Annotated in this window: 14 protein-coding genes; all 14 read right to left on the reverse strand. The window is 73.0% G+C overall.

Annotation, left to right across the window (positions count from 1 at the left end; genetic code table 11):
* Positions 1 to 79: 79 nt before the first annotated feature.
* Positions 80 to 1540: a glutamate synthase subunit beta gene (locus AW16_RS0101260; RefSeq protein WP_029287456.1), complete on the reverse strand. Its 1461-nt coding sequence runs from the start codon at positions 1538 to 1540 to the stop codon at positions 80 to 82.
* Positions 1533 to 6095, reverse strand: a complete 4563-nt coding sequence (gene gltB / locus AW16_RS0101265) for a glutamate synthase large subunit (RefSeq protein WP_029287458.1) — start codon at positions 6093 to 6095, stop codon at positions 1533 to 1535. The genes AW16_RS0101260 and gltB overlap by 8 nt, the downstream gene beginning before the upstream one ends.
* A 154-nt stretch (positions 6096 to 6249) precedes the next feature.
* Entirely contained in the window at positions 6250 to 7155 is a 906-nt protein-coding gene (lgt, locus tag AW16_RS0101270) for a prolipoprotein diacylglyceryl transferase (protein ID WP_029287460.1), read from the reverse strand.
* Complete coding sequence (trpA, locus tag AW16_RS0101275) at positions 7152 to 7967, reverse strand: tryptophan synthase subunit alpha (RefSeq protein ID WP_029287462.1); 816 nt, start codon at positions 7965 to 7967, stop codon at positions 7152 to 7154. Before trpA ends, lgt begins: the two co-directional genes overlap by 4 nt.
* Positions 7964 to 9247 (reverse strand): tryptophan synthase subunit beta, encoded by a 1284-nt coding sequence (gene trpB / locus AW16_RS0101280; protein ID WP_029287464.1) that lies wholly within the window; start codon positions 9245 to 9247, stop codon positions 7964 to 7966. Before trpB ends, trpA begins: the two co-directional genes overlap by 4 nt.
* Complete coding sequence (gene trpC / locus AW16_RS0101285) at positions 9244 to 10056, reverse strand: indole-3-glycerol phosphate synthase TrpC (RefSeq protein WP_029287466.1); 813 nt, start codon at positions 10054 to 10056, stop codon at positions 9244 to 9246. Before trpC ends, trpB begins: the two co-directional genes overlap by 4 nt.
* Positions 10057 to 10196: 140 nt before the next feature.
* A complete protein-coding gene (locus AW16_RS0101290) occupies positions 10197 to 10652 on the reverse strand; it encodes a DUF2752 domain-containing protein (RefSeq protein WP_029287467.1) in 456 nt (151 codons plus the stop codon).
* A 1-nt stretch (position 10653) separates the two neighbouring features.
* Positions 10654 to 11124 (reverse strand): CD225/dispanin family protein, encoded by a 471-nt coding sequence (locus tag AW16_RS17935; RefSeq protein WP_081861385.1) that lies wholly within the window; start codon positions 11122 to 11124, stop codon positions 10654 to 10656.
* A 98-nt stretch (positions 11125 to 11222) separates the two neighbouring features.
* The gene (locus AW16_RS0101300) at positions 11223 to 11531 is read right to left on the reverse strand and encodes an HGxxPAAW family protein (protein WP_029287471.1); all 309 of its coding nucleotides are present in this window, start codon (positions 11529 to 11531) and stop codon (positions 11223 to 11225) included.
* Between the two features lie 99 nt (positions 11532 to 11630).
* Positions 11631 to 12167: a Trp biosynthesis-associated membrane protein gene (locus AW16_RS17415; protein ID WP_231495906.1), complete on the reverse strand. Its 537-nt coding sequence runs from the start codon at positions 12165 to 12167 to the stop codon at positions 11631 to 11633.
* Positions 12168 to 12238: 71 nt separating this feature from the next.
* Positions 12239 to 13777, reverse strand: a complete 1539-nt coding sequence (locus tag AW16_RS0101310) for an anthranilate synthase component I (protein WP_029287475.1) — start codon at positions 13775 to 13777, stop codon at positions 12239 to 12241.
* Positions 13774 to 14187, reverse strand: a complete 414-nt coding sequence (gene hisI / locus AW16_RS0101315; RefSeq protein ID WP_029287477.1) for a phosphoribosyl-AMP cyclohydrolase — start codon at positions 14185 to 14187, stop codon at positions 13774 to 13776. Before hisI ends, AW16_RS0101310 begins: the two co-directional genes overlap by 4 nt.
* 124 nt (positions 14188 to 14311) lie before the next feature.
* Positions 14312 to 16105 (reverse strand): ABC transporter ATP-binding protein, encoded by a 1794-nt coding sequence (locus tag AW16_RS0101320; RefSeq protein WP_029287479.1) that lies wholly within the window; start codon positions 16103 to 16105, stop codon positions 14312 to 14314.
* Positions 16102 to 17997 carry an ABC transporter ATP-binding protein gene (locus AW16_RS0101325; RefSeq protein ID WP_369794740.1) on the reverse strand — a complete coding sequence of 632 codons (1896 nt, stop codon included), beginning with the start codon at positions 17995 to 17997 and terminating at the stop codon, positions 16102 to 16104. Before AW16_RS0101325 ends, AW16_RS0101320 begins: the two co-directional genes overlap by 4 nt.
* Between the last annotated feature and the right edge of the window lie 57 nt (positions 17998 to 18054).

Raw genomic sequence — 18054 nt, forward strand, 5'->3', positions numbered from 1 at the left:
ATTGCCTTTCGGTTTCTCGGGTCGGACCGAACGTCCCGTCCGACCGGGCGACCCGGGCGGTAGGCGTCGGCCGGGGTACTCAGGGGCGCAGGGCGACCGTGCTCGCGGTCACCGGGCGGGGCAGCTCGGAGGTGCCCGACAGGTACGTGTCGACCGCGGCGGCGGCGGCACGTCCCTCGGCGATCGCCCACACGACGAGCGACTGGCCGCGGCCGGCGTCGCCGGCGACGAAGACGCCGGGGACCGTGGTCGCGAACTCCTCGTCGCGCGTGACCAGGCCGCGCGCGGTCAGCTCGATGCCGAGCTGGTCCGTGAGCGCGTCCGTCTCGGGGCCGGTGAAGCCCATCGCGACGAGCACGAGGTCGGCCGGGATCTCTCGCTCCGTGCCGGGCGTCGGGACTCGACGACCGTCGGAGAGATACTCCGTCGTCGCGAGGCGCAGCCGCTCGACGCGGTCGTCGCCGACGAACTCGACGGTCGAGGCCAGGTAGGAGCGCTCACCGCCTTCCTCGTGCGACGACGAGACCTCGAACACGACCGGGTCGGTGGGCCACGGCTGGTGCGCCGGACGGTCGGCCGGCGGGCGCTTGCCGATCGCCAGCGTCGTGACGGACGCCGCGCCCTGGCGCAGCGCGGTGCCGAGGCAGTCCGAGCCGGTGTCGCCGCCACCGATGATCACGACGTGCTTGCCCTCGGCCGTGATCTGGTCGGCCACCGGCTTGTCTGCCGCGACGGCGTTCGCCTGGTGCAGGTACTCCATCGCCGGGTGCACGCCCGCGAGCTCGTTGCCCGGCACGCGCAGCTCGCGCGGCACGGTCGCGCCTGTCGCGACGACGATCGCGTCGTAGCGTGCGCGCAGCTGCTCCCACGTGACGTCGCGGCCGATCTCGACACCCGAGCGGAACCGGGTCCCCTCGGCACGCATCTGCTCGAGGCGGCGGTCGATGTGGACCTTCTCGAGCTTGAAGTCGGGCACGCCGTACCGGAGCAGGCCGCCGATCTCGTCGTCGCGCTCGTACACCGCGACGGTGTGACCGGCGCGCGTGAGCTGCTGCGCGGCCGCCAGCCCGGCAGGGCCCGAGCCCACGACCGCGACCGTGTGGCCCGTGAGTCGCTGCGGCACCTGCGGCGTGACGAAGCCGCGGTCGAACGCCTCGTCGATGATCGAGACCTCGATGTTCTTGATCGTCACCGCGGGCTGGTTGATGCCCAGCACGCACGACGACTCGCACGGGGCCGGGCAGATGCGGCCCGTGAACTCAGGGAAGTTGTTGGTCGCGTGCAGTCGCTCGATCGCGTCGGACCACTGCCCGCGCCACACGAGGTCGTTCCACTCGGGGATCAGGTTCCCCAGCGGGCAGCCGTTGTGGCAGAACGGGATGCCGCAGTCCATGCAGCGGCCGGCCTGCTCCTTGAGGTACGGCTGGCCGTCCTGCAGGTGGGCGTGCACGTCCTTCCAGTCGCGCAGGCGCACCTCGACGGGACGGTTCGGCGGCAGCTCGCGGTCGCGGACCTTGAGGAAGCCACGGGGGTCAGCCACGGGCCACCTCCAGGATCTGGTCCCACACACCGGGCGCGGCGGGGTCGAGGCCCTCGGCCTCGGCCTTCGCGAGCGCACCGCGGACGCGGGCGTACTCAGCGGGCAGCAGGCGCGTGAACCGGGCACGCGCCGCCGCGGGGTCGTCCAGCAGTGCGGCGGCGACGGGCGAGCCCGTCTCCTCCAGGTGCGCGCGCACGAGGCTCTCGACGAGCGCGGCGTCGTCGTCGTCGAGCGGTGCGAGCGTGAGCTCACCCGACCGGACGGCGTCGACGTTCACGAGCGCGGGGTCGAGGTCGAGCACGTACGCGGTGCCGCCGGACATGCCGGCACCCAGGTTGCGTCCGGTCCGCCCGAGCACCATCACCGTGCCGCCGGTCATGTACTCGAGGCCGTGGTCACCCACGCCCTCGACGACCAGCGTCGCGCCCGAGTTGCGGACGCCGAAGCGCTCGCCGACGAGCCCGCGCAGGAAGATCTGGCCCGACGTAGCGCCGTAGCCGATGACGTTGCCCGCGACGACGTTGTGCTCGCTCGAGAGCACCGCGTTGCGGTCGGGACGCACGACGATGCGGCCGCCCGACAGGCCCTTGCCCACGTAGTCGTTGGCGTCGCCGAACAGCCGCAGCGTGATGCCGCGCGGCAGGAACGCACCGAACGACTGGCCGCCCGAGCCGGTCAGCGTCACGTCGATCGTGTCGTCGGCCAGGCCCGCACCGCCGAACCGCTTGGTCACCTCGTGCCCGAGCATCGTGCCGACCGTGCGGTTGACGTTGCGGACCGGCAGGTCGATGCGCACGGGCTCACGCCGCTCGAGCGCGTCCCCCGCGAGGGCGATGAGCTGGTTGTCGAGCGCGCGTGACAGGCCGTGGTCCTGCAGCTGCGTCTGGTGCAGCGCCGAGCCCGCGACGGGCTCCGGGACCGCGAGCACCGGGGCCAGGTCGAGGCCCTGTGCCTTCCAGTGGTCGACCGCGGCGCGCGTGTCGAGCAGCTCGACGTGCCCGACCGCCTCGAGCAGCGTGCGGAAGCCCAGCTGCGCGAGCAGCTCGCGGACCTCCTGCGCGACGAACTCGAAGAACGTCTCGACGAACTCGGGCTTGCCCGTGAAGCGCGCGCGCAGCTCCGGGTTCTGCGTCGCGACGCCCACGGGGCACGTGTCGAGGTGGCAGACGCGCATCATGATGCAGCCGCTCACCACGAGGGGGGCGGTCGCGAAGCCGAACTCCTCGGCACCCAGCAGCGCACCGATCACGACGTCGCGCCCGGTCTTGAGCTGGCCGTCGACCTGCACGACGACGCGGTCACGCAGGTCGTTCAGGACGAGCGTCTGCTGCGTCTCGGCCAGGCCGATCTCCCACGGGGTGCCCGCGTGCTTGAGGGACGTCAGGGGCGACGCACCCGTGCCGCCGTCGTGGCCCGAGATGAGCACGACGTCGGAGTGCGCCTTGGCGACGCCCGCCGCGATCGTCCCGACCCCGAACTCCGAGACGAGCTTGGTGTGGATGCGGGCGCTCGGGTTCGCGTTCTTGGCGTCGTGGATCAGCTGCGCCAGGTCCTCGATCGAGTAGATGTCGTGGTGCGGCGGCGGCGAGATCAGGCCCACGCCGGGCGTCGAGTGCCGCGTCTTGGCGACCCACGGGTACACCTTGTGGCCCGGCAGCTGCCCGCCCTCGCCGGGCTTGGCACCCTGCGCGAGCTTGATCTGGATGTCGTCCGCGTTCGTCAGGTACTCGCTCGTCACGCCGAACCGGCCGGACGCGATCTGCTTGATCGCCGAGCGGCGCACGGGGTCGTGCAGGCGCTCGGGGTCCTCGCCGCCCTCGCCCGTGTTCGACTTCGCACCCAGCCGGTTCATCGCGACCGCGAGCGTCTCGTGCGCCTCGGCCGAGATCGAGCCGTAGGACATCGCACCCGTGTTGAACCGCTTGACGATCTCGCTGACCGGCTCGACCTCGTCGATGTCGACGGGCTCACGCTCGCCGTCCTTGAACGCCAGCAGGCCGCGCAGCGTCATGAGACGCGAGCTCTGCTCGTCGACGCGGTGCGTGTACTGACGGAACACGTCGTACTGGCGCGTCCGCGTCGAGTGCTGCAGGCGGAACACCGTCTCGGGGTCGAAGAGGTGCTCCTCCCCCTCGCGGCGCCACTGGTACTCGCCGCCCACCGCGAGCCGCTGGTGCGCCTGGCGGTTGCCGCTCGCCGGGTACGCGTCGGCGTGCCGGGCCGCGACCTCGGCCGCGATCACGTCGAGACCGATGCCGCCCAGCCGGCTCGTCGTGCCCGTGAAGTACCGCTCGACGAGCGCGTGGGACAGGCCGATCGCCTCGAAGACCTGCGCACCGCGGTAGGACGCGATCGTCGAGATGCCCATCTTGGACATGACCTTGAGCACGCCCTTGCCGAGCGCCTTGATGAGGTTCGCGACCGCCTTCTCCGGCTTGACGTCGCCGAGGAAGCCCTCGCGGGCCAGCTCCTCGACCGACTCCATCGCGAGGTACGGGTTGACCGCGGCGGCGCCGTAGCCGATGAGCAGCGCGACGTGGTGGACCTCGCGCACGTCGCCGGCCTCCACGACGAGCGAGATCTGCGTGCGCGTGTGGCGGCGCAGCGTGTGGTGGTGCACGGCCGAGAGCAGCAGCAGCGACGGGATCGGGGCGAGCTCGGCGTCCGAGTTCCGGTCGGACAGCACGAGGAAGCTCACGCCGTCGGCGACCGCACGGTCGACCTCGGCGAAGATCTCACGCAGCCGCTCCTCGAGCGCCTCTCCCCCGCCGGCGGCGCGGTACAGGCCGCGGATCGTGGTCGCGCGGAAGCCGAGCGAGGGCTCCTTCGCGACGTGCACGATCTTGGCGAGCTGGTCGTTGTCCAGCACCGGGAACGGCAGGATCAGCTTGCGGGCGTGCTCGGGTCCGTCGACGAGCAGGTTCGGCTCGGGGCCGATCGCCCCGCCGATCGAGGTGACGAGCTCCTCGCGGATCGCGTCCAGCGGCGGGTTGGTCACCTGCGCGAACATCTGCGTGAAGTAGTCGAACAGCAGGCGCGGGCGGCTCGAGAGCACGGCCACAGGCGTGTCCGAGCCCATGGCCCCGAGCGGCTCGGCGCCGTTGGCCGCCATGGGCGACAGCAGGATCTTCAGCTCCTCCTCGGTGTACCCGAACGCGCGCTGGCGCCGACGCACCGACGCCGACGAGTGCGCGACGTGCTCACGCTCGGGCAGCTGCTCGAGGAAGACCGAGTTCTCCTGCACCCACTGCGCGTAGGGGCGCTGCGCGGCGAGCTGGCCCTTGATCTCCTCGTCCTCGACGATCCGGCCGCGACCGGTGTCGACGAGGAACATCCGACCCGGCTCGAGCCGGCCCTTCGCGACGATCGTCGCCGGGTCGATGTCGAGCACGCCGGCCTCCGACGCGCACACCACGAGGCCGTCCTCGGTCACCCAGTACCGGCCCGGGCGCAGCCCGTTCCGGTCCTGGACGGAACCGATGAGCGTGCCGTCCGTGAACGACATCGCCGCCGGGCCGTCCCACGGCTCCATGAGGGTCGAGCTGTACTCGTAGAACGCCCGCCGCGCGGGGTCCATCTGGGCGTGGTTCTCCCACGCCTCCGGGATCATCATCATCACGGCGTGCGGCAGCGACCGTCCGGCGAGGTGCAGGAGCTCGAGCACCTCGTCGAAGCTGCCCGAGTCCGAGCCGCCGGGCGTGCAGATCGGCAGCAGCGGAGCCAGGTCGCCGATGGCCTCGCTCGCGAGCATGCCCTCGCGCGCCGCGACCCAGTTGCGGTTCCCGCGCACCGTGTTGATCTCGCCGTTGTGCGCGACGAGGCGGAACGGCTGCGCGAGCGGCCAGGACGGGAACGTGTTGGTCGAGAAGCGCGAGTGCACGAGGGCGATCTCACTCGCGTAGCGCGGGTCGGACAGGTCCGCGAAGAACGGCTCGAGCTGGCCCGTGGTGAGCATGCCCTTGTACGCGAGCGTGCGCGACGAGAGCGACGCGAAGTAGATGTCGAGCTCACGCTCGGCGCGCTTGCGCAGGCGGTACGTGCGGCGGTCGAGCTCGATGCCCGACAGCTCGCGCGACGGGTCCGCCACGACGAGCTGACGGAAGAACGGCATCGACGCGCGCGCGGTCGGCCCGACGAGGTCCGGTGTCACGGCGACGTCGCGCCACGCGAGGACCTCGAGCTTCTCCTCGGCGGCGATGGCCTCGATCGCCGCGACGGCCGACTGGCGCGCGTCGTCGTCCTTCGGCAGGAACGCCATGCCGATCGCGTACGCGCCCGCGGGAGGGAGCTCGGCGTCGACGACGTCGCGCAGGAACGCGTCCGGGATCTGGGTGAGGATGCCGGCACCGTCGCCGCTGTCCTCCTCCGCGCCCACGGCGCCGCGGTGGTCCAGGTTGAGCAGCGCCGTCAGGCCGGCGTCGACGATGTCCCGGCCCGGCGTGCCGCGCAGCGTGGCGACCCAGGCGAAGCCGCAGGCGTCGTGCTCGGCGGACGGGTCGTACAGACCCTGACCGGTCGGAGCCACCGAGGGCGGACTCACGGGCGACGAAGACATCTGCACCGTCCTCACGGGCCCGACGGCGTCGGGCATAGCAACAACAACGGGGGGAACGTGGGACGCCGTCGGCCCAGACGTGTGGCGACGATACAACTCGGAAACATGCCCGAGCGCAGCGCCTTCTGTGAGGTGGCTCACTCGTGCCCGCGGGTCAGCGGGCAACGTCCTGAGCCGTGTCCTCGTCGTCCTGCTCGGCCGGGGGTTCCAGCAGGAGGGTCGTCTCGCGTCCAGGATGCCGGCGCCCGACCACCACGAACGCTACCAGCGCTCCGAGGAAGGCCACGATCGACGTCCAGACGTTGATCCGCAGCCCCAGGAAGTGGTGCGCCGTGTCCACCCGGAGCAGCTCGATCCAGAACCGGCCCGCCGTGTAGACCATGACGTAGAGCCAGAACACGCGACCGTGGCCCAGCTTGAACCGGCGGTCCGCCCACACCAGCAGCGCGGCGCCGAGGAGGTTCCACACCAGCTCGTAGAGGAACGTCGGGTGGTACAGCGTGCCCACCGGGTCCGCCTCGCGGCCCTCGGCGATCTGGTGCTCACGAGAGATCTGCAGCCCCCACGGAAGCGTGGTCGGGGCGCCGTACAGCTCCTGGTTGAACCAGTTCCCGAGCCGTCCGATCGCCTGCGCGACGAGCAGCCCCGGTGCGAGCGAGTCCGCGAACGGCGGCAGGCGCACGCCCTGACGCCGCGCGCCGATCCAGGCGCCGACGGCACCGAGCGCGACCGCACCCCAGATGCCGAGCCCGCCCTCCCAGATCTTGAACGCGTCGAGCGGGTGGCCACCCTCGCCGAAGTAGGCGTCGGGCGACGTGATCAGGTGGTAGATGCGGCCACCGACGATGCCGAACGGCACCGCCCAGAACGAGATCTCGAGGATCGTGTCCGGGTCGCCGCCGCGCTCGGCCCATCGGCGTCGCGTGATGACGACGGCGACGACGATCCCGACGAGGATCGCGAGCGCGTAGGCACGCACGGGGAACGGACCGAGATGCCACACACCCTGCGAGGGGCTCGGGATCGACGCGAGCACCTGCGTGGTCGACGTGCCGTTCATCGCGCGCCGGCCACGCCGGCCGCAAGACCTGCGGTCGCCGCAGCGAGCGCGTCGAGACCGGCGCCCTCGTCGGACGCGTCGAGCAGCGTGCGCACGAGCGCGGAGCCCACGATGACGCCGTCCGCGTAGCGGCCCACCTGTGCGGCCTGCTCGGGTGTCGAGACGCCGAGCCCGACGCACACGTTCTGGGCGCCCGCCTCGCGCGTGTCGGCGACGAGCTGCTCGGCCCGCTCGCCCACGCTCGCCCGCACGCCCGTGACGCCCATCGTCGAGGCCGCGTACACGAAGCCTCGGCTCGCGGCGCTCGTCGACGCGAGGCGCTCCTTCGTCGAGCTGGGCGCGACCAGGAACACGCGGTCGAGACCGTGCGCGTCAGACGCTGCGAACCAGTCGGCGGCCTCGTCCGGGATGAGGTCCGGCGTGATGAGTCCAGCTCCTCCGGCCGCCGCGAGGTCCCGCGCGTACGCGTCGACCCCGTAGCGCAGCACGAGGTTCCAGTAGGTCATGACGAGCACGGGCGCCCCGCGGCCGGCGACCTCCTCGACGGCACGCAACGTGTCGCTCACGCGTGTGCCGTTCGCGAGTGCCACGTCCGCGGCGCGCTGGATGACGGGACCGTCCATGACCGGGTCGGTGTACGGCATGCCGAGCTCGACGACGTCGGCCCCGGCGTCGATCATCGTGCGCACCGCCTCGACCGACCCGGGCACCGTCGGGAAGCCGACGGGCAGGTAGCCGACGAGGGCCGCACGGCCCTGGCCGCGCAGCTCCTCCAGGCGCGCACCCACGTGCGACGTCACCGCGACGGTCACAGCTGCTCCCCCTCGTCGGCCTTCACGACCGGCTCGTCGTCGATGAGACCGAACCAGGCCGCGGCGGTCGCCACGTCCTTGTCTCCGCGCCCCGAGAGGTTCACCAGCAGGACCGGCTCGTCCGACCACTCGCGCGCCTCGCGCCCGAGCTGGACCGCGCCCGCCAGCGCGTGTGCCGACTCGATCGCGGGGATGATCCCCTCGGTCCGGCACAGAAGGCGGAAGGCCTCCATGGCTTCGTCGTCGCTCACGGGCCGGTACTGCGCGCGCCCGATGTCGTGCAGCCACGCGTGCTCTGGTCCGACGCTCGGGTAGTCGAGTCCCGCCGACACCGAGTGGCTCGGGCGCGTCTGACCGTCCTCGTCCTGCAGCAGGTACGACCGCGCACCGTGCAGCACGCCCGGCTCGCCGCCGGAGAAGCGCGCGGCGTGCTTGCCCGACGAGATGCCCAGACCGCCCGCCTCGAACCCGAAGATGCGCACCGACGCGTCGTCGAGGAACGCGTTGAACAGGCCCATCGCGTTGGAACCGCCGCCGACGCACGCCACGAGCGCGTCGGGCAGCCGCCCGATCTCCGCCTGGAGCTGCGCGCGCGCCTCCTCGCCGATGATCTTGTGGAAGTCGCGGACCATCGTCGGGAACGGGTGCGGACCCGTCACGGTGCCGAGCAGGTAGTGCGTCGTCTCGACGTTGGCGACCCAGTCACGCAGCGCCTCGTTGATCGCGTCCTTGAGGGTGCGCGTACCGATCTTCACCGGCACGACCGTCGCGCCCAGCAGCTCCATGCGGGCGACGTTGAGCGCCTGGCGCTCGGTGTCCTCCTCCCCCATGTACACCGTGCACTCGAGGTCCATGAGCGCTGCAGCCGTCGCGGTCGCGACGCCGTGCTGGCCGGCGCCGGTCTCCGCGATGAGACGCTTCTTGCCCATGCGCTTCACGAGCAGCGCCTGGCCCAGCACGTTGTTGATCTTGTGCGAGCCAGTGTGGTTCAGGTCCTCACGCTTGAGGAACACGCGCACGCCCTCACCGACGTGCGCCGCGAACCGCGGCACCTCGGTGAGAGGGCTCGGCCGGCCCGTGTAGGTGCGGTGCAGGCGCGCGAGCTCCGCGCCGAACGCCGGATCCGTCTGGGCCTTCGCGTACGCGGTCTCGAGCTCGTCGAGCGCGGCGACCAGCGCCTCGGGCACCCAACGGCCGCCGAAGTCACCGAAGTAGGGACCGGCGTGGTTCGCGAGCGGGCCGAGCGACGGCTCGACGGGGACCTCGGGACGACCGCTCACTGGCGCACCGCCCGCAGCGACGGGTGCGCACCGGCCGCGACGAGGTCCGCGACCGACTGCCGCGGCGCGTCGTCGGTCACGAGCGCCTCGCCGACCAGGACGACGTCCGCACCGGCGCGCGCGTAGTCGACCACGTCGTGCGGTCCGCGCACGCCCGACTCGGCGACCTTCACGATCCCCGACGGGATCGACGGCGCGACGCGCGCGAACGTGGTCCGGTCCACCTCGAGCGAGCGCAGGTCACGCGCGTTGACACCGATGATGCGCGCCCCGGCGTCGACCGCGCGCGCGACCTCCTCGGAGTCGTGCACCTCGACGAGGGCGGTCATGCCCAGCGAGTGCACGCGGTCGACGAGCGACTCCAGCACGGTCTGCTCGAGCGCCGCGACGATCAGGAGGACGAGGTCGGCGCCGTGCGCGCGCGCCTCCCACACCTGGTACGGCGTGACGACGAAGTCCTTGCGCAGCACCGGGATGTCGACCTTGGCGCGCACGGCGTCGAGGTCGGCGAGCGAGCCCTTGAACCGGCGCTGCTCGGTGAGCACCGAGATCGCCGCGGCCCCGCCCTTCTCGTACTCGACGGCCAGCGCGGCGGGGTCGGAGATCGTGGCGAGAGCGCCCTTGCTGGGGCTCGACCGCTTGACCTCTGCGATGACGGTGACGGCGTCCTCGACGCGCAGGCGACCGAGGCACTCGAGGGCCGACGGCTGCTTGACGGCGGCGGCCTTGAGCTCGTCGAGCGTCGTCACCGCCTGCCGCGCGGCGAGGTCCTCCCGTACGCCCGCGACGATCTCGTCCAGCACGGTCATCGGCGACTCACCCCTTCGTCACTGCCCTCGGCACCGCTGCGGCCCGCGCACCCGGACGGCATGCGGCCGGGGTGCGGGATCTCCGCCATGGTACGGGCGGCCCGGAGTGACCCCGACCACGGCCCGGTGGGTGGGACCGCTCAGGGAGCGAGCCACGGTGCGAGCGACGGGACGTTGCGCAGCACCCAGTAGAAGAGGACGAGCACGAGGATCGTGACGATCCACGACGCCGGCATGGCTCGCGAGCGTTCGCGACCCGTCCATGCCCGGCGAACCCACAGCACCCATGCGCCGACGACGAACGGCAACGCCACCACCAGCAGCGGGTTCATGCCCCACGCACCGCCGAGGTCGAGGTGCGCCAGGTCGTGCAACGCCCGGAGCGAGCCGCAGCCCGGGCAGTACATGCCGGTGAGCCAGAGAAAGGGACACGTCGGGTAGTGCCCGGGCCGGTTCGGGTCGACGACGGCGAGCGTCGCGACGACACCGACCGACACGAGAGCGGCCGCCGCGGGCGCCGCGCACGCGCGCCATGCACGAGGTACCTGCACGTCGGCGACCGACCCGTGGCCGGTCGCCGACGCGGACGGGTTCATGTCAGCTCAGGTCGCCCGAAGTCGCGCGAACCGCGAGGCTGATGCCGCCCAGCACGACGCCGAGCACTGCCGCCCAGATCGCGAACTGCTTCGCCTTCTTCGAGGAGGCCTGTGCGCCGACGAAGTCGCCGGCGTTCCACTTCGAGTTCACCTGCGCCGCGAAGACGATCGATGCGATACCGAGCGGGAGGCAGCAGAAGATCGTCGAGAGGATCGCCCACACCAGGTAGTTGGGGGGCGGCGCGGAGTAGCCCGTGGGAGACGCGGGGTTGGCCACCGGGTACCCCGGCTGGCCGTAGGGCGACCCCTGGGGAGCGCCGTACTGGGGCGCGCCGTACTGCGGGGTCCCGTACTGCGGCGCAGCGGGCGGCTGCGCGGGCTGCCCCGGCGTCGCGTCAGGGGCACGGAACGGGTCGTTCGGGTCCTTCGGCTGCTCGCCGTAGGGGTTCGTCGGCTCGTTCGGCGTCGTCATCGGTCCTCCTGGATCGGGTGCGGCCCGCCCGTGCGAGCGGACCGTCGAGCTGGCTCGTCCTCCCGGCGCACTGCCGGGCGAGCCCCGGGCTCCACGTCCTAGTGGTGCCCGCCGTTCTTGGCCTCGCGCGCGAGCGTGTGCTCACCGTCCTTGCCGTAACCCATCACCGAGAGCACCTTGCCGAGCACCGGCCCGGCCAGGGCGATGCCGAGACCGACCCAGAACAGCCACACGAGCGCGAACGTGACGCCGACCGCGGCGATCACGCCGCCGGCGACGACGGTCCACGTGGTGAACCACGCGGCGAACGTCTTGCCGTGGTTGTGGGGCGGCGCGGTGGGCGGCAGGTGCACGCTCTCCGTGACGGTGGGGTGCTGCGCTCGGTGCGCCAGGGTGTTGTCAGCCATAGGTGGTGCCCTTCGTGCGTGGTTCGACGCTCACAGTAGCGGACCCGCAGGTCGCGGGCGTGGCGTCGGGGAGGTGGGTGGACGGTGTCGCGCGCCGGCTCACGTCGGGTCGTCGCCCCGGCTCAGCGCGTCCCATGCCGAGCGCTCGTCGGTCACGGCGCCGGCTCCCGGCGCGTCCCCCGTGGTGCCCTCGTGGCGCCTCGTCGGGCCGGGCCACCGGCGCGACACGACGACGACCCAGACCCCCGCAGCCGCGACGAGCACGCCCAGCGCGACCGCGACGTACGGCCACGGCTGCACGTCGACGGCGCCTGCCACGTGCGGCACACCCGTCGCATCGACGAGCGCACGCTCCATCGCGCCGCCCGCGGGGTGCCGGACGACGTCGAGGCTCGCCCACGCGATCACGACGCCGGCGACGACGACCACCGCGCCGACCACCCATCGGCCCGCACGACCGACCAGCGCGAGCGCGGCGGCGCACGCGAGCAGCACGAGCGCGGAGGCGGGAGCCCCTGGCACAGCGGCCCCGCCGTGCACGTCGACCCGCAGGGACGGGTCGAGCACCGTCGGCGCGGCAACGCTCGTCCACACCGGCAGGCACACCAGGCCGACGGCCGCCGCCAGCACGAGCACCAGCCCAGCGGCTCGGCCACGTCCCCCGCGCGACCCTCGCCGCGCGCCGGGCCCGTCGGTCGCCGGCTCGGTCACGGAGCCGCCCGGCGCAGCCGCGACGCGATCTGCACCGCTCGGACCGCCGCGGCCGCCTTGTTGCGCGACTCCTCGTGCTCGAGCGCCGGCACGGAGTCCGCGACGACGCCCGCACCGGCCTGCACGCTCGCGCGCCCGTCGCGGATCAGCGCTGTGCGGATCGCGATCGCCATGTCCATCCCGCCGGCGAAGTCGAAGTACCCGACCGTCCCGCCGTAGATGCCGCGCCGCGCCGGCTCGACCTCGTCGATCAGTGCGATCGCGCGCGGCTTCGGGGCGCCCGAGAGCGTGCCCGCCGGGAACGTCGCGGTGAGCGTCTGCAGCGCGGTGGCGCCGGCACGCAGCCGGCCGACGACGGTCGAGGTGATGTGCATGATGTGCGAGTAGCGGCTCACGCTCATGAAGTCGACGACCTCGACGCTCGCGGGCTCGCACACCTTGACCAGGTCGTTGCGGGACAGGTCGACGAGCATGATGTGCTCGGCCCGTTCCTTCGGGTCCGCGAGCACCTCGTCGGCCAGCGCGCGGTCCTCCTCGGGCGTCGCGCCGCGCGGCCGTGAGCCCGCGATCGGGAACGTCGTGACGTGGCCGTCCGCGACCTTGACGAGCGTCTCGGGCGACGAGCCGACCACCGCGAAGTCGTGGCCGTCCGCGTCCTGGAGCTGCACGTAGTACATGTACGGGCTCGGGTTGATGGTCCGCAGGACCCGGTAGACGTCGAGCGGGTCCGCCGGGCAGTCGAGGTCGAGGCGCTGCGAGAGCACCACCTGGAACACCTCGCCGTCGCGGATCGCGTCCTTGCCGAACCGCACCGTCTGCTCGTACTCCTCACGGGTCGAGCGGAACCGCAGCTCGGGCTCGGGCACGTCCGCGAGGACGGCCACGCCCGGGTCGGCCGGACGCACGAGCCCCGCCTGCATCGCGTCCAGACGGCTCACGGCGTCGGCGTGCGCGTCGTCGACGCGTTCGTCGGTGTCGTCGAAGTTGATCGCGTTCGCGACGAGCCAGACCGAGCCGTCGTGGTGGTCGACGACCGCCAGGTCGGTCGCGAGCAGGAGGGTCAGCTCGGGGACGTCGAGCTCCTCGGGAGCCTTGGCGGGCAGCGTGGGCTCCCAGTGCCGCACGACGTCCCACCCGAGCGCACCGACGAGCCCGCCGGTGAGCGGCGGCAGGCCGGGCAGCGCGGGCGTACGCAGCACGTCGAGGGTGTCGCCCAGCACGTCGAGCACGTCGCCCTCGGTGGGCACCCCGACGGGCACGTCGCCCGTCCAGACGGCCTGGCCGTCCCGAACGCTCAGCGTCGCGCGGGAGCTCACGCCGACGAACGAGTACCTGCCCCAGGTCCCGTCGCTCTCCGCGGACTCGAGGATGAACGTCCCCGGCCGGCCGCCGCCGAGCGTGCGGTACAGGCCGACGGGTGTCGTGTCGTCCGCGAGCAGCCTGCGCACGACGGGGATCACGCGACGGCCGTCGGCGGCCAGCTCCCGGAACTCGTCGACCGCAGGCCACGTCGTGCCCCACCCGATCGTGGTCATGCCGCCGTCCCGTCGTCGTGCCCGTCCTCGTGCCCGCCGTCCTGCCCGTCGCCCTGCACGGCCCCGAGGTCACCGCCCGCCTCGAAGCACGTCCGCGAGCCGGTGTGGCACGCGGCGCCCACCTGGTCCACCCGGACGAGGAGCGCGTCGCCGTCGCAGTCGATGCTGACCGAGCGCACGTGCTGCACGTGACCGGACGTGTCCCCCTTGCGCCAGTACTCGCCCCGCGAGCGGCTCCAGAACGTCACGCGGCCGGTCGTGAGCGTGCGGCGGACGGCCTCGTCGTCCATCCAGCCGAGCATGAGGACCTCGCGCGTGTCGTGCTGCTGCACGATCGCCGCGACGAGGCCGTGCTCGTCCCGCTTGAGGCGGGTCGCGACGGCGGGGTCCAGAGCGGTCTGATCAGGCACGCCCCGATCCTGCCACGCGCCCGCGCCCGGACGGTGCCGGCGTCCAGCGTGCGCCTGCGAGGCGGCACAGGCCGTGCGGGCCGGTGCCGACCCGTGCCGAGCCGCGCGGGGGCAGAGCAGCGTGTCAGCGGGTCTGCGCGACCCATGCCCGGTGCATCGCCGCGTACACGCCGTCGCGCACGACGAGCTCGTCGTGCCGGCCGTGCTCGACGACACGCCCGGCCTCGACGACCACGACCTGGTCCGCGGCCTCCGCGGTCGAGAGCCGGTGCGCGATCGTCAGCGTCGTCCGCCCGCGCGCGAGCGACGCGAGCGCTCGTGCGATGCGCACCTCGGTCGCGGGGTCCACCGCCGACGTCGCCTCGTCGAGCACCAGCAGGTCGGCGTCGGCGAGGTACGCCCGCGCGAGCGCGACGAGCTGCCGTTCACCGGCCGAGAGCTGCTCGCCGCGTTGCCCGACCGGCGTCGCCAGGCCCGCCGGGAGCTCGTCGACCCACGCCGCGAGGTCGAGCGCGTCGACCGCGGCCCGCGCCGCCGCCGGGGCCGACCCACCCTCGGCGACGGATCGGACGCCGTAGGCGATGTTCTCCCCGACCGTGCCGTCGAACAGGAAACCTTCCTGCGGGACGAGCACCACGCGCCGGCGCAGGTCGCCGTCGCGCACGTCGCGCAGGTCGACCCCGTCCAGCAGCACGCGACCCGCGACCGGGTCGACGAACCGCGCGACGAGCCGCGCGATGGTCGTCTTGCCCGATCCCGTCGCCCCCACGACCGCGACCGAGGACCCGGCGGGTACCACCAGGTCGATGCCGTGCAGCACGGGCGGCCCGCCCGGGTACGAGAAGTCGACGCCCGTCAGCTCGACGTGCGCCGGTCCGCGGGGAGACGCGTGACCGCGCTCCCCCGGGTCGGGAACCGTCACGGGTGCCTCGACGACGCCCAGCACACGGCGCCACCCGGCCGTGGCGTTCTGGAGCTCGTTGAGAACCTCGGTCGCCATCTGCACCGGGCCGGTGAACAGCTGGACCAGGAACAGGAACGCGACGAGGCGGCCCGCGCTGACGTGCCCCGCGACACCGAGGTACGTGCCCGCGACGACGACGACCGCGAGCACGAGGTTCGCGACGAGGACTCCGGACGCGAACACGGACGAGACGAGGTTCTGGGCGCGGACCATCGCCCTGCGCAGCCCGCCGACTGCGGCGTCGATTCGGCCCTGCGTCCGTGCCGCGGCACCGTACGCCCGGATCGTCTCCGCCCCCACGACCGACTCGGACACCGCGCCCAGCATCGCGCCGTACCGCTCCCGGACCACGCCGTAGCGCGCGTTGACGCGCTTCTGCAGCGGCTGCAGCACGAGGACCAGCGGGACGAACGCCACCCACACCAGGAGCGTGAGCTGCCAGGACCACAGCGCCATGAGCGTCGTCGCGACCGCGATCTGCAGCACGCTGACCAGCAGCATGATCCCGCCCCACTGCACGAACAGCGAGATGGTGTCGACGTCGGACGTCACGCGCGACACCAGCGAGCCGCGACGCTCGGAGCCCTGCGTCAGGACGGACAGGTCGTGCACGTGGCGGAACGCACGCGTGCGCAGCGCGAGCAGACCCGCCTCGCTCGAACGGAACAGCCGCACGTTGACCCACGCCGAGCACGCCGCGCCGACGACCAGGCCCAGCGCCGCGAGGGCCGCGAGCGTCGCGACCCGCGCGACGTCCGGGCCGGCCGCGCCGAGGATGCCCGTGTCGATCGTCTGCTGCACCGCGATCGGGACCAGCACCCGCCCGACGGCGGCGACCACCGCGAGCACGACGGTCAGGACCGCGCCCTCGACGAGCTGCGGCGAGACCTGCACGCCCCGGCGCAGGGTCGCCAGGACTCCGAGCGTGCTCGCCGGTGCGAGGTCGTGGTTCATCGGGCGGCCTCGATCTCGACCGGGTTCTCGACCGGGTTCTCGACCGGGTTCTCGTCCGCGCGCCCGTCCGCGCGCTCGTCCGCCCGCCGCCGCGACTCACGCTCGTACGCGGTGGCGAGCTCGCGGTACCCCGCGTCCCGTTCCAGCAGCTCACGGTGCGTGCCGCGGTCGACGACGCGCCCGCCGTCGACGTGCACGACCTCGTCCGCCAGCAGGACCGACGACATCCGGTACGCGACGAGCAGGACCGTCGGTGCCGAGTCGTCGGAGCGGAGCCCCGTGAGGATGGCCTGCTCGATGCGCGGGTCGACCGCCGACGTCGCGTCGTCCAGCACGAGGACGCGCGGACGACGCACCAGCGCGCGGGCCAGCGCGAGCCGCTGCCGCTGCCCGCCCGAGAGGTTGGCACCGCGCTCGCCCAGCGCGGCGTCGAGGTCGCCCGGGAGCGCGCGGACCACGTCGTCGACGCGTGCGAGCCGCAGCGCCGCCCACACCTCGTCGTCGGACGGCGCGCCCGGTGGGTCCGCGAGGGTCACGTTGCCCCGCACGGTGTCCTCGAAGACGAACGTCTGCTGCGAGACGAACGCGACGTGCTCGGCGAGGTCGGCGGGCGCCATGTCTCGCAGGTCGATGCCGTCGAGAAGCACCCGGCCTACGCTCGGGTCGGCGAGCCGCGCCACGAGCGCGACGAGGCTCGTCTTGCCCGCACCCGTCGGACCGACGAGCGCGACGACCCGGCCCGGCGCGACGTCGAGGTCCACGTCGCGCACCAGGTCGATCGTGCCGTCCACCGCGGCGACGGTCCGGGTCACGTGCTCGAGCCGGACGTGCGCGCCCGCGCCCGCAGGGCGCCATGCGACGTCACCGACCGGCTCGTCGGCGCGTGCGTCGAGCACGCGCGCGACACGCTCCCAGCCGACGAGAGCGCGCGGCATGTCGCCGAGCACCCACCCGAACGCACGCACCGGGACCGCCATGAGCGCGAGCAGGTACGCGGCGCCGACCACGGCACCGGTCCCGACGTCGCCGTGCACGACGCGCGCTGTGCCCACGACGAGCACCGCGAGCGTGCCCAGGTTCGGCAGCAGGTCGACGACCGGGTCGAAGAACGCCCGCACGACCCCCACGTGCACGTTCGCCGCCGCGAGGCGGCCCGCCCGTTCGGCGAAACGGTCCGCCTCGCGCTCGGCCGTGCCCAGCGACTTCACGAGGGTCGCGGCCTCGAAGCTCTCGTGCGCGACGTCCGCGACCTCGGCCCGCAGCTGCTGCGCGCGCGACACCGCGGGAGACATCCAGCGCTGGAACACCAGGTTCGCGACGACCATGAGCGGCAGCGTCGCGAGAGCCGCGACCGCGATCCACACGTCCGTCCGCACCAGCTGGACCGTCGCGACGGCGATCATCGCGACGACGCCGAGCGCGTACGGCAAGGGGTTGAAGATCGTCGTGGACGCCTCGACGTCCGAGCCCGCGTTCGACAGCAGCTGTCCCGCAGGGTGGCGGCGGTGCCAGCTCATCGGCAGCCGCAGGTACTGGCGGGTGACCGCGAGACGGTGGTCCTCCTGGAGCAACGCGTATCCGAGCCCCGCGAGCACTCGCCGCAGCGCCACCGACACCGCCAGCGTCGCAGCGACCGCCGCGACGACCCACCCGGCGTGCCAGATCCTCGCCTGCGCGCCGGGATCGCCCTGCAGCGCCGGGACGACCACCTCGTCGGTCGCCCACCCGAGCACGCGGCTCACCCCGACCGTCGCGACGCCGAACACCGCGGAGACGCCGATCGCCGCCGCGTACACCCACGGGTGCGACCGGATCCCACGACCGACCAGTCGTGCCCCCCGCAACGCGGGGGCTCCGGTGAGGCGAGCGGTCGGGGGCAGGGGCACGGGCACAGCTCTCCCAGGGACGCGGGCGGGGGTCGGCCATCGTCTCACGGTGCCGCGGGCAAC

It is taken from the genome of Cellulomonas sp. HZM (assembly GCF_000708885.1).
In the GTDB taxonomy this organism is placed as follows: Bacteria; Actinomycetota; Actinomycetes; order Actinomycetales; family Cellulomonadaceae; genus Cellulomonas.

Coding starts and splice junctions, on each gene's coding strand:
- AW16_RS0101290 (WP_029287467.1), bottom strand. CDS start 10,652: ATGAACCCGTCCGCGTCGGCGACCGGCCACGGGTCGGTCGCCGACGTG.
- AW16_RS0101310 (WP_029287475.1), bottom strand. CDS start 13,777: ATGACCACGATCGGGTGGGGCACGACGTGGCCTGCGGTCGACGAGTTC.
- gltB (WP_029287458.1), bottom strand. CDS start 6,095: ATGTCTTCGTCGCCCGTGAGTCCGCCCTCGGTGGCTCCGACCGGTCAG.
- AW16_RS0101300 (WP_029287471.1), bottom strand. CDS start 11,531: ATGGCTGACAACACCCTGGCGCACCGAGCGCAGCACCCCACCGTCACG.
- lgt (WP_029287460.1), bottom strand. CDS start 7,155: ATGAACGGCACGTCGACCACGCAGGTGCTCGCGTCGATCCCGAGCCCC.
- AW16_RS0101320 (WP_029287479.1), bottom strand. CDS start 16,105: ATGAACCACGACCTCGCACCGGCGAGCACGCTCGGAGTCCTGGCGACC.
- AW16_RS17935 (WP_081861385.1), bottom strand. CDS start 11,124: ATGACGACGCCGAACGAGCCGACGAACCCCTACGGCGAGCAGCCGAAG.
- trpC (WP_029287466.1), bottom strand. CDS start 10,056: ATGACCGTGCTGGACGAGATCGTCGCGGGCGTACGGGAGGACCTCGCC.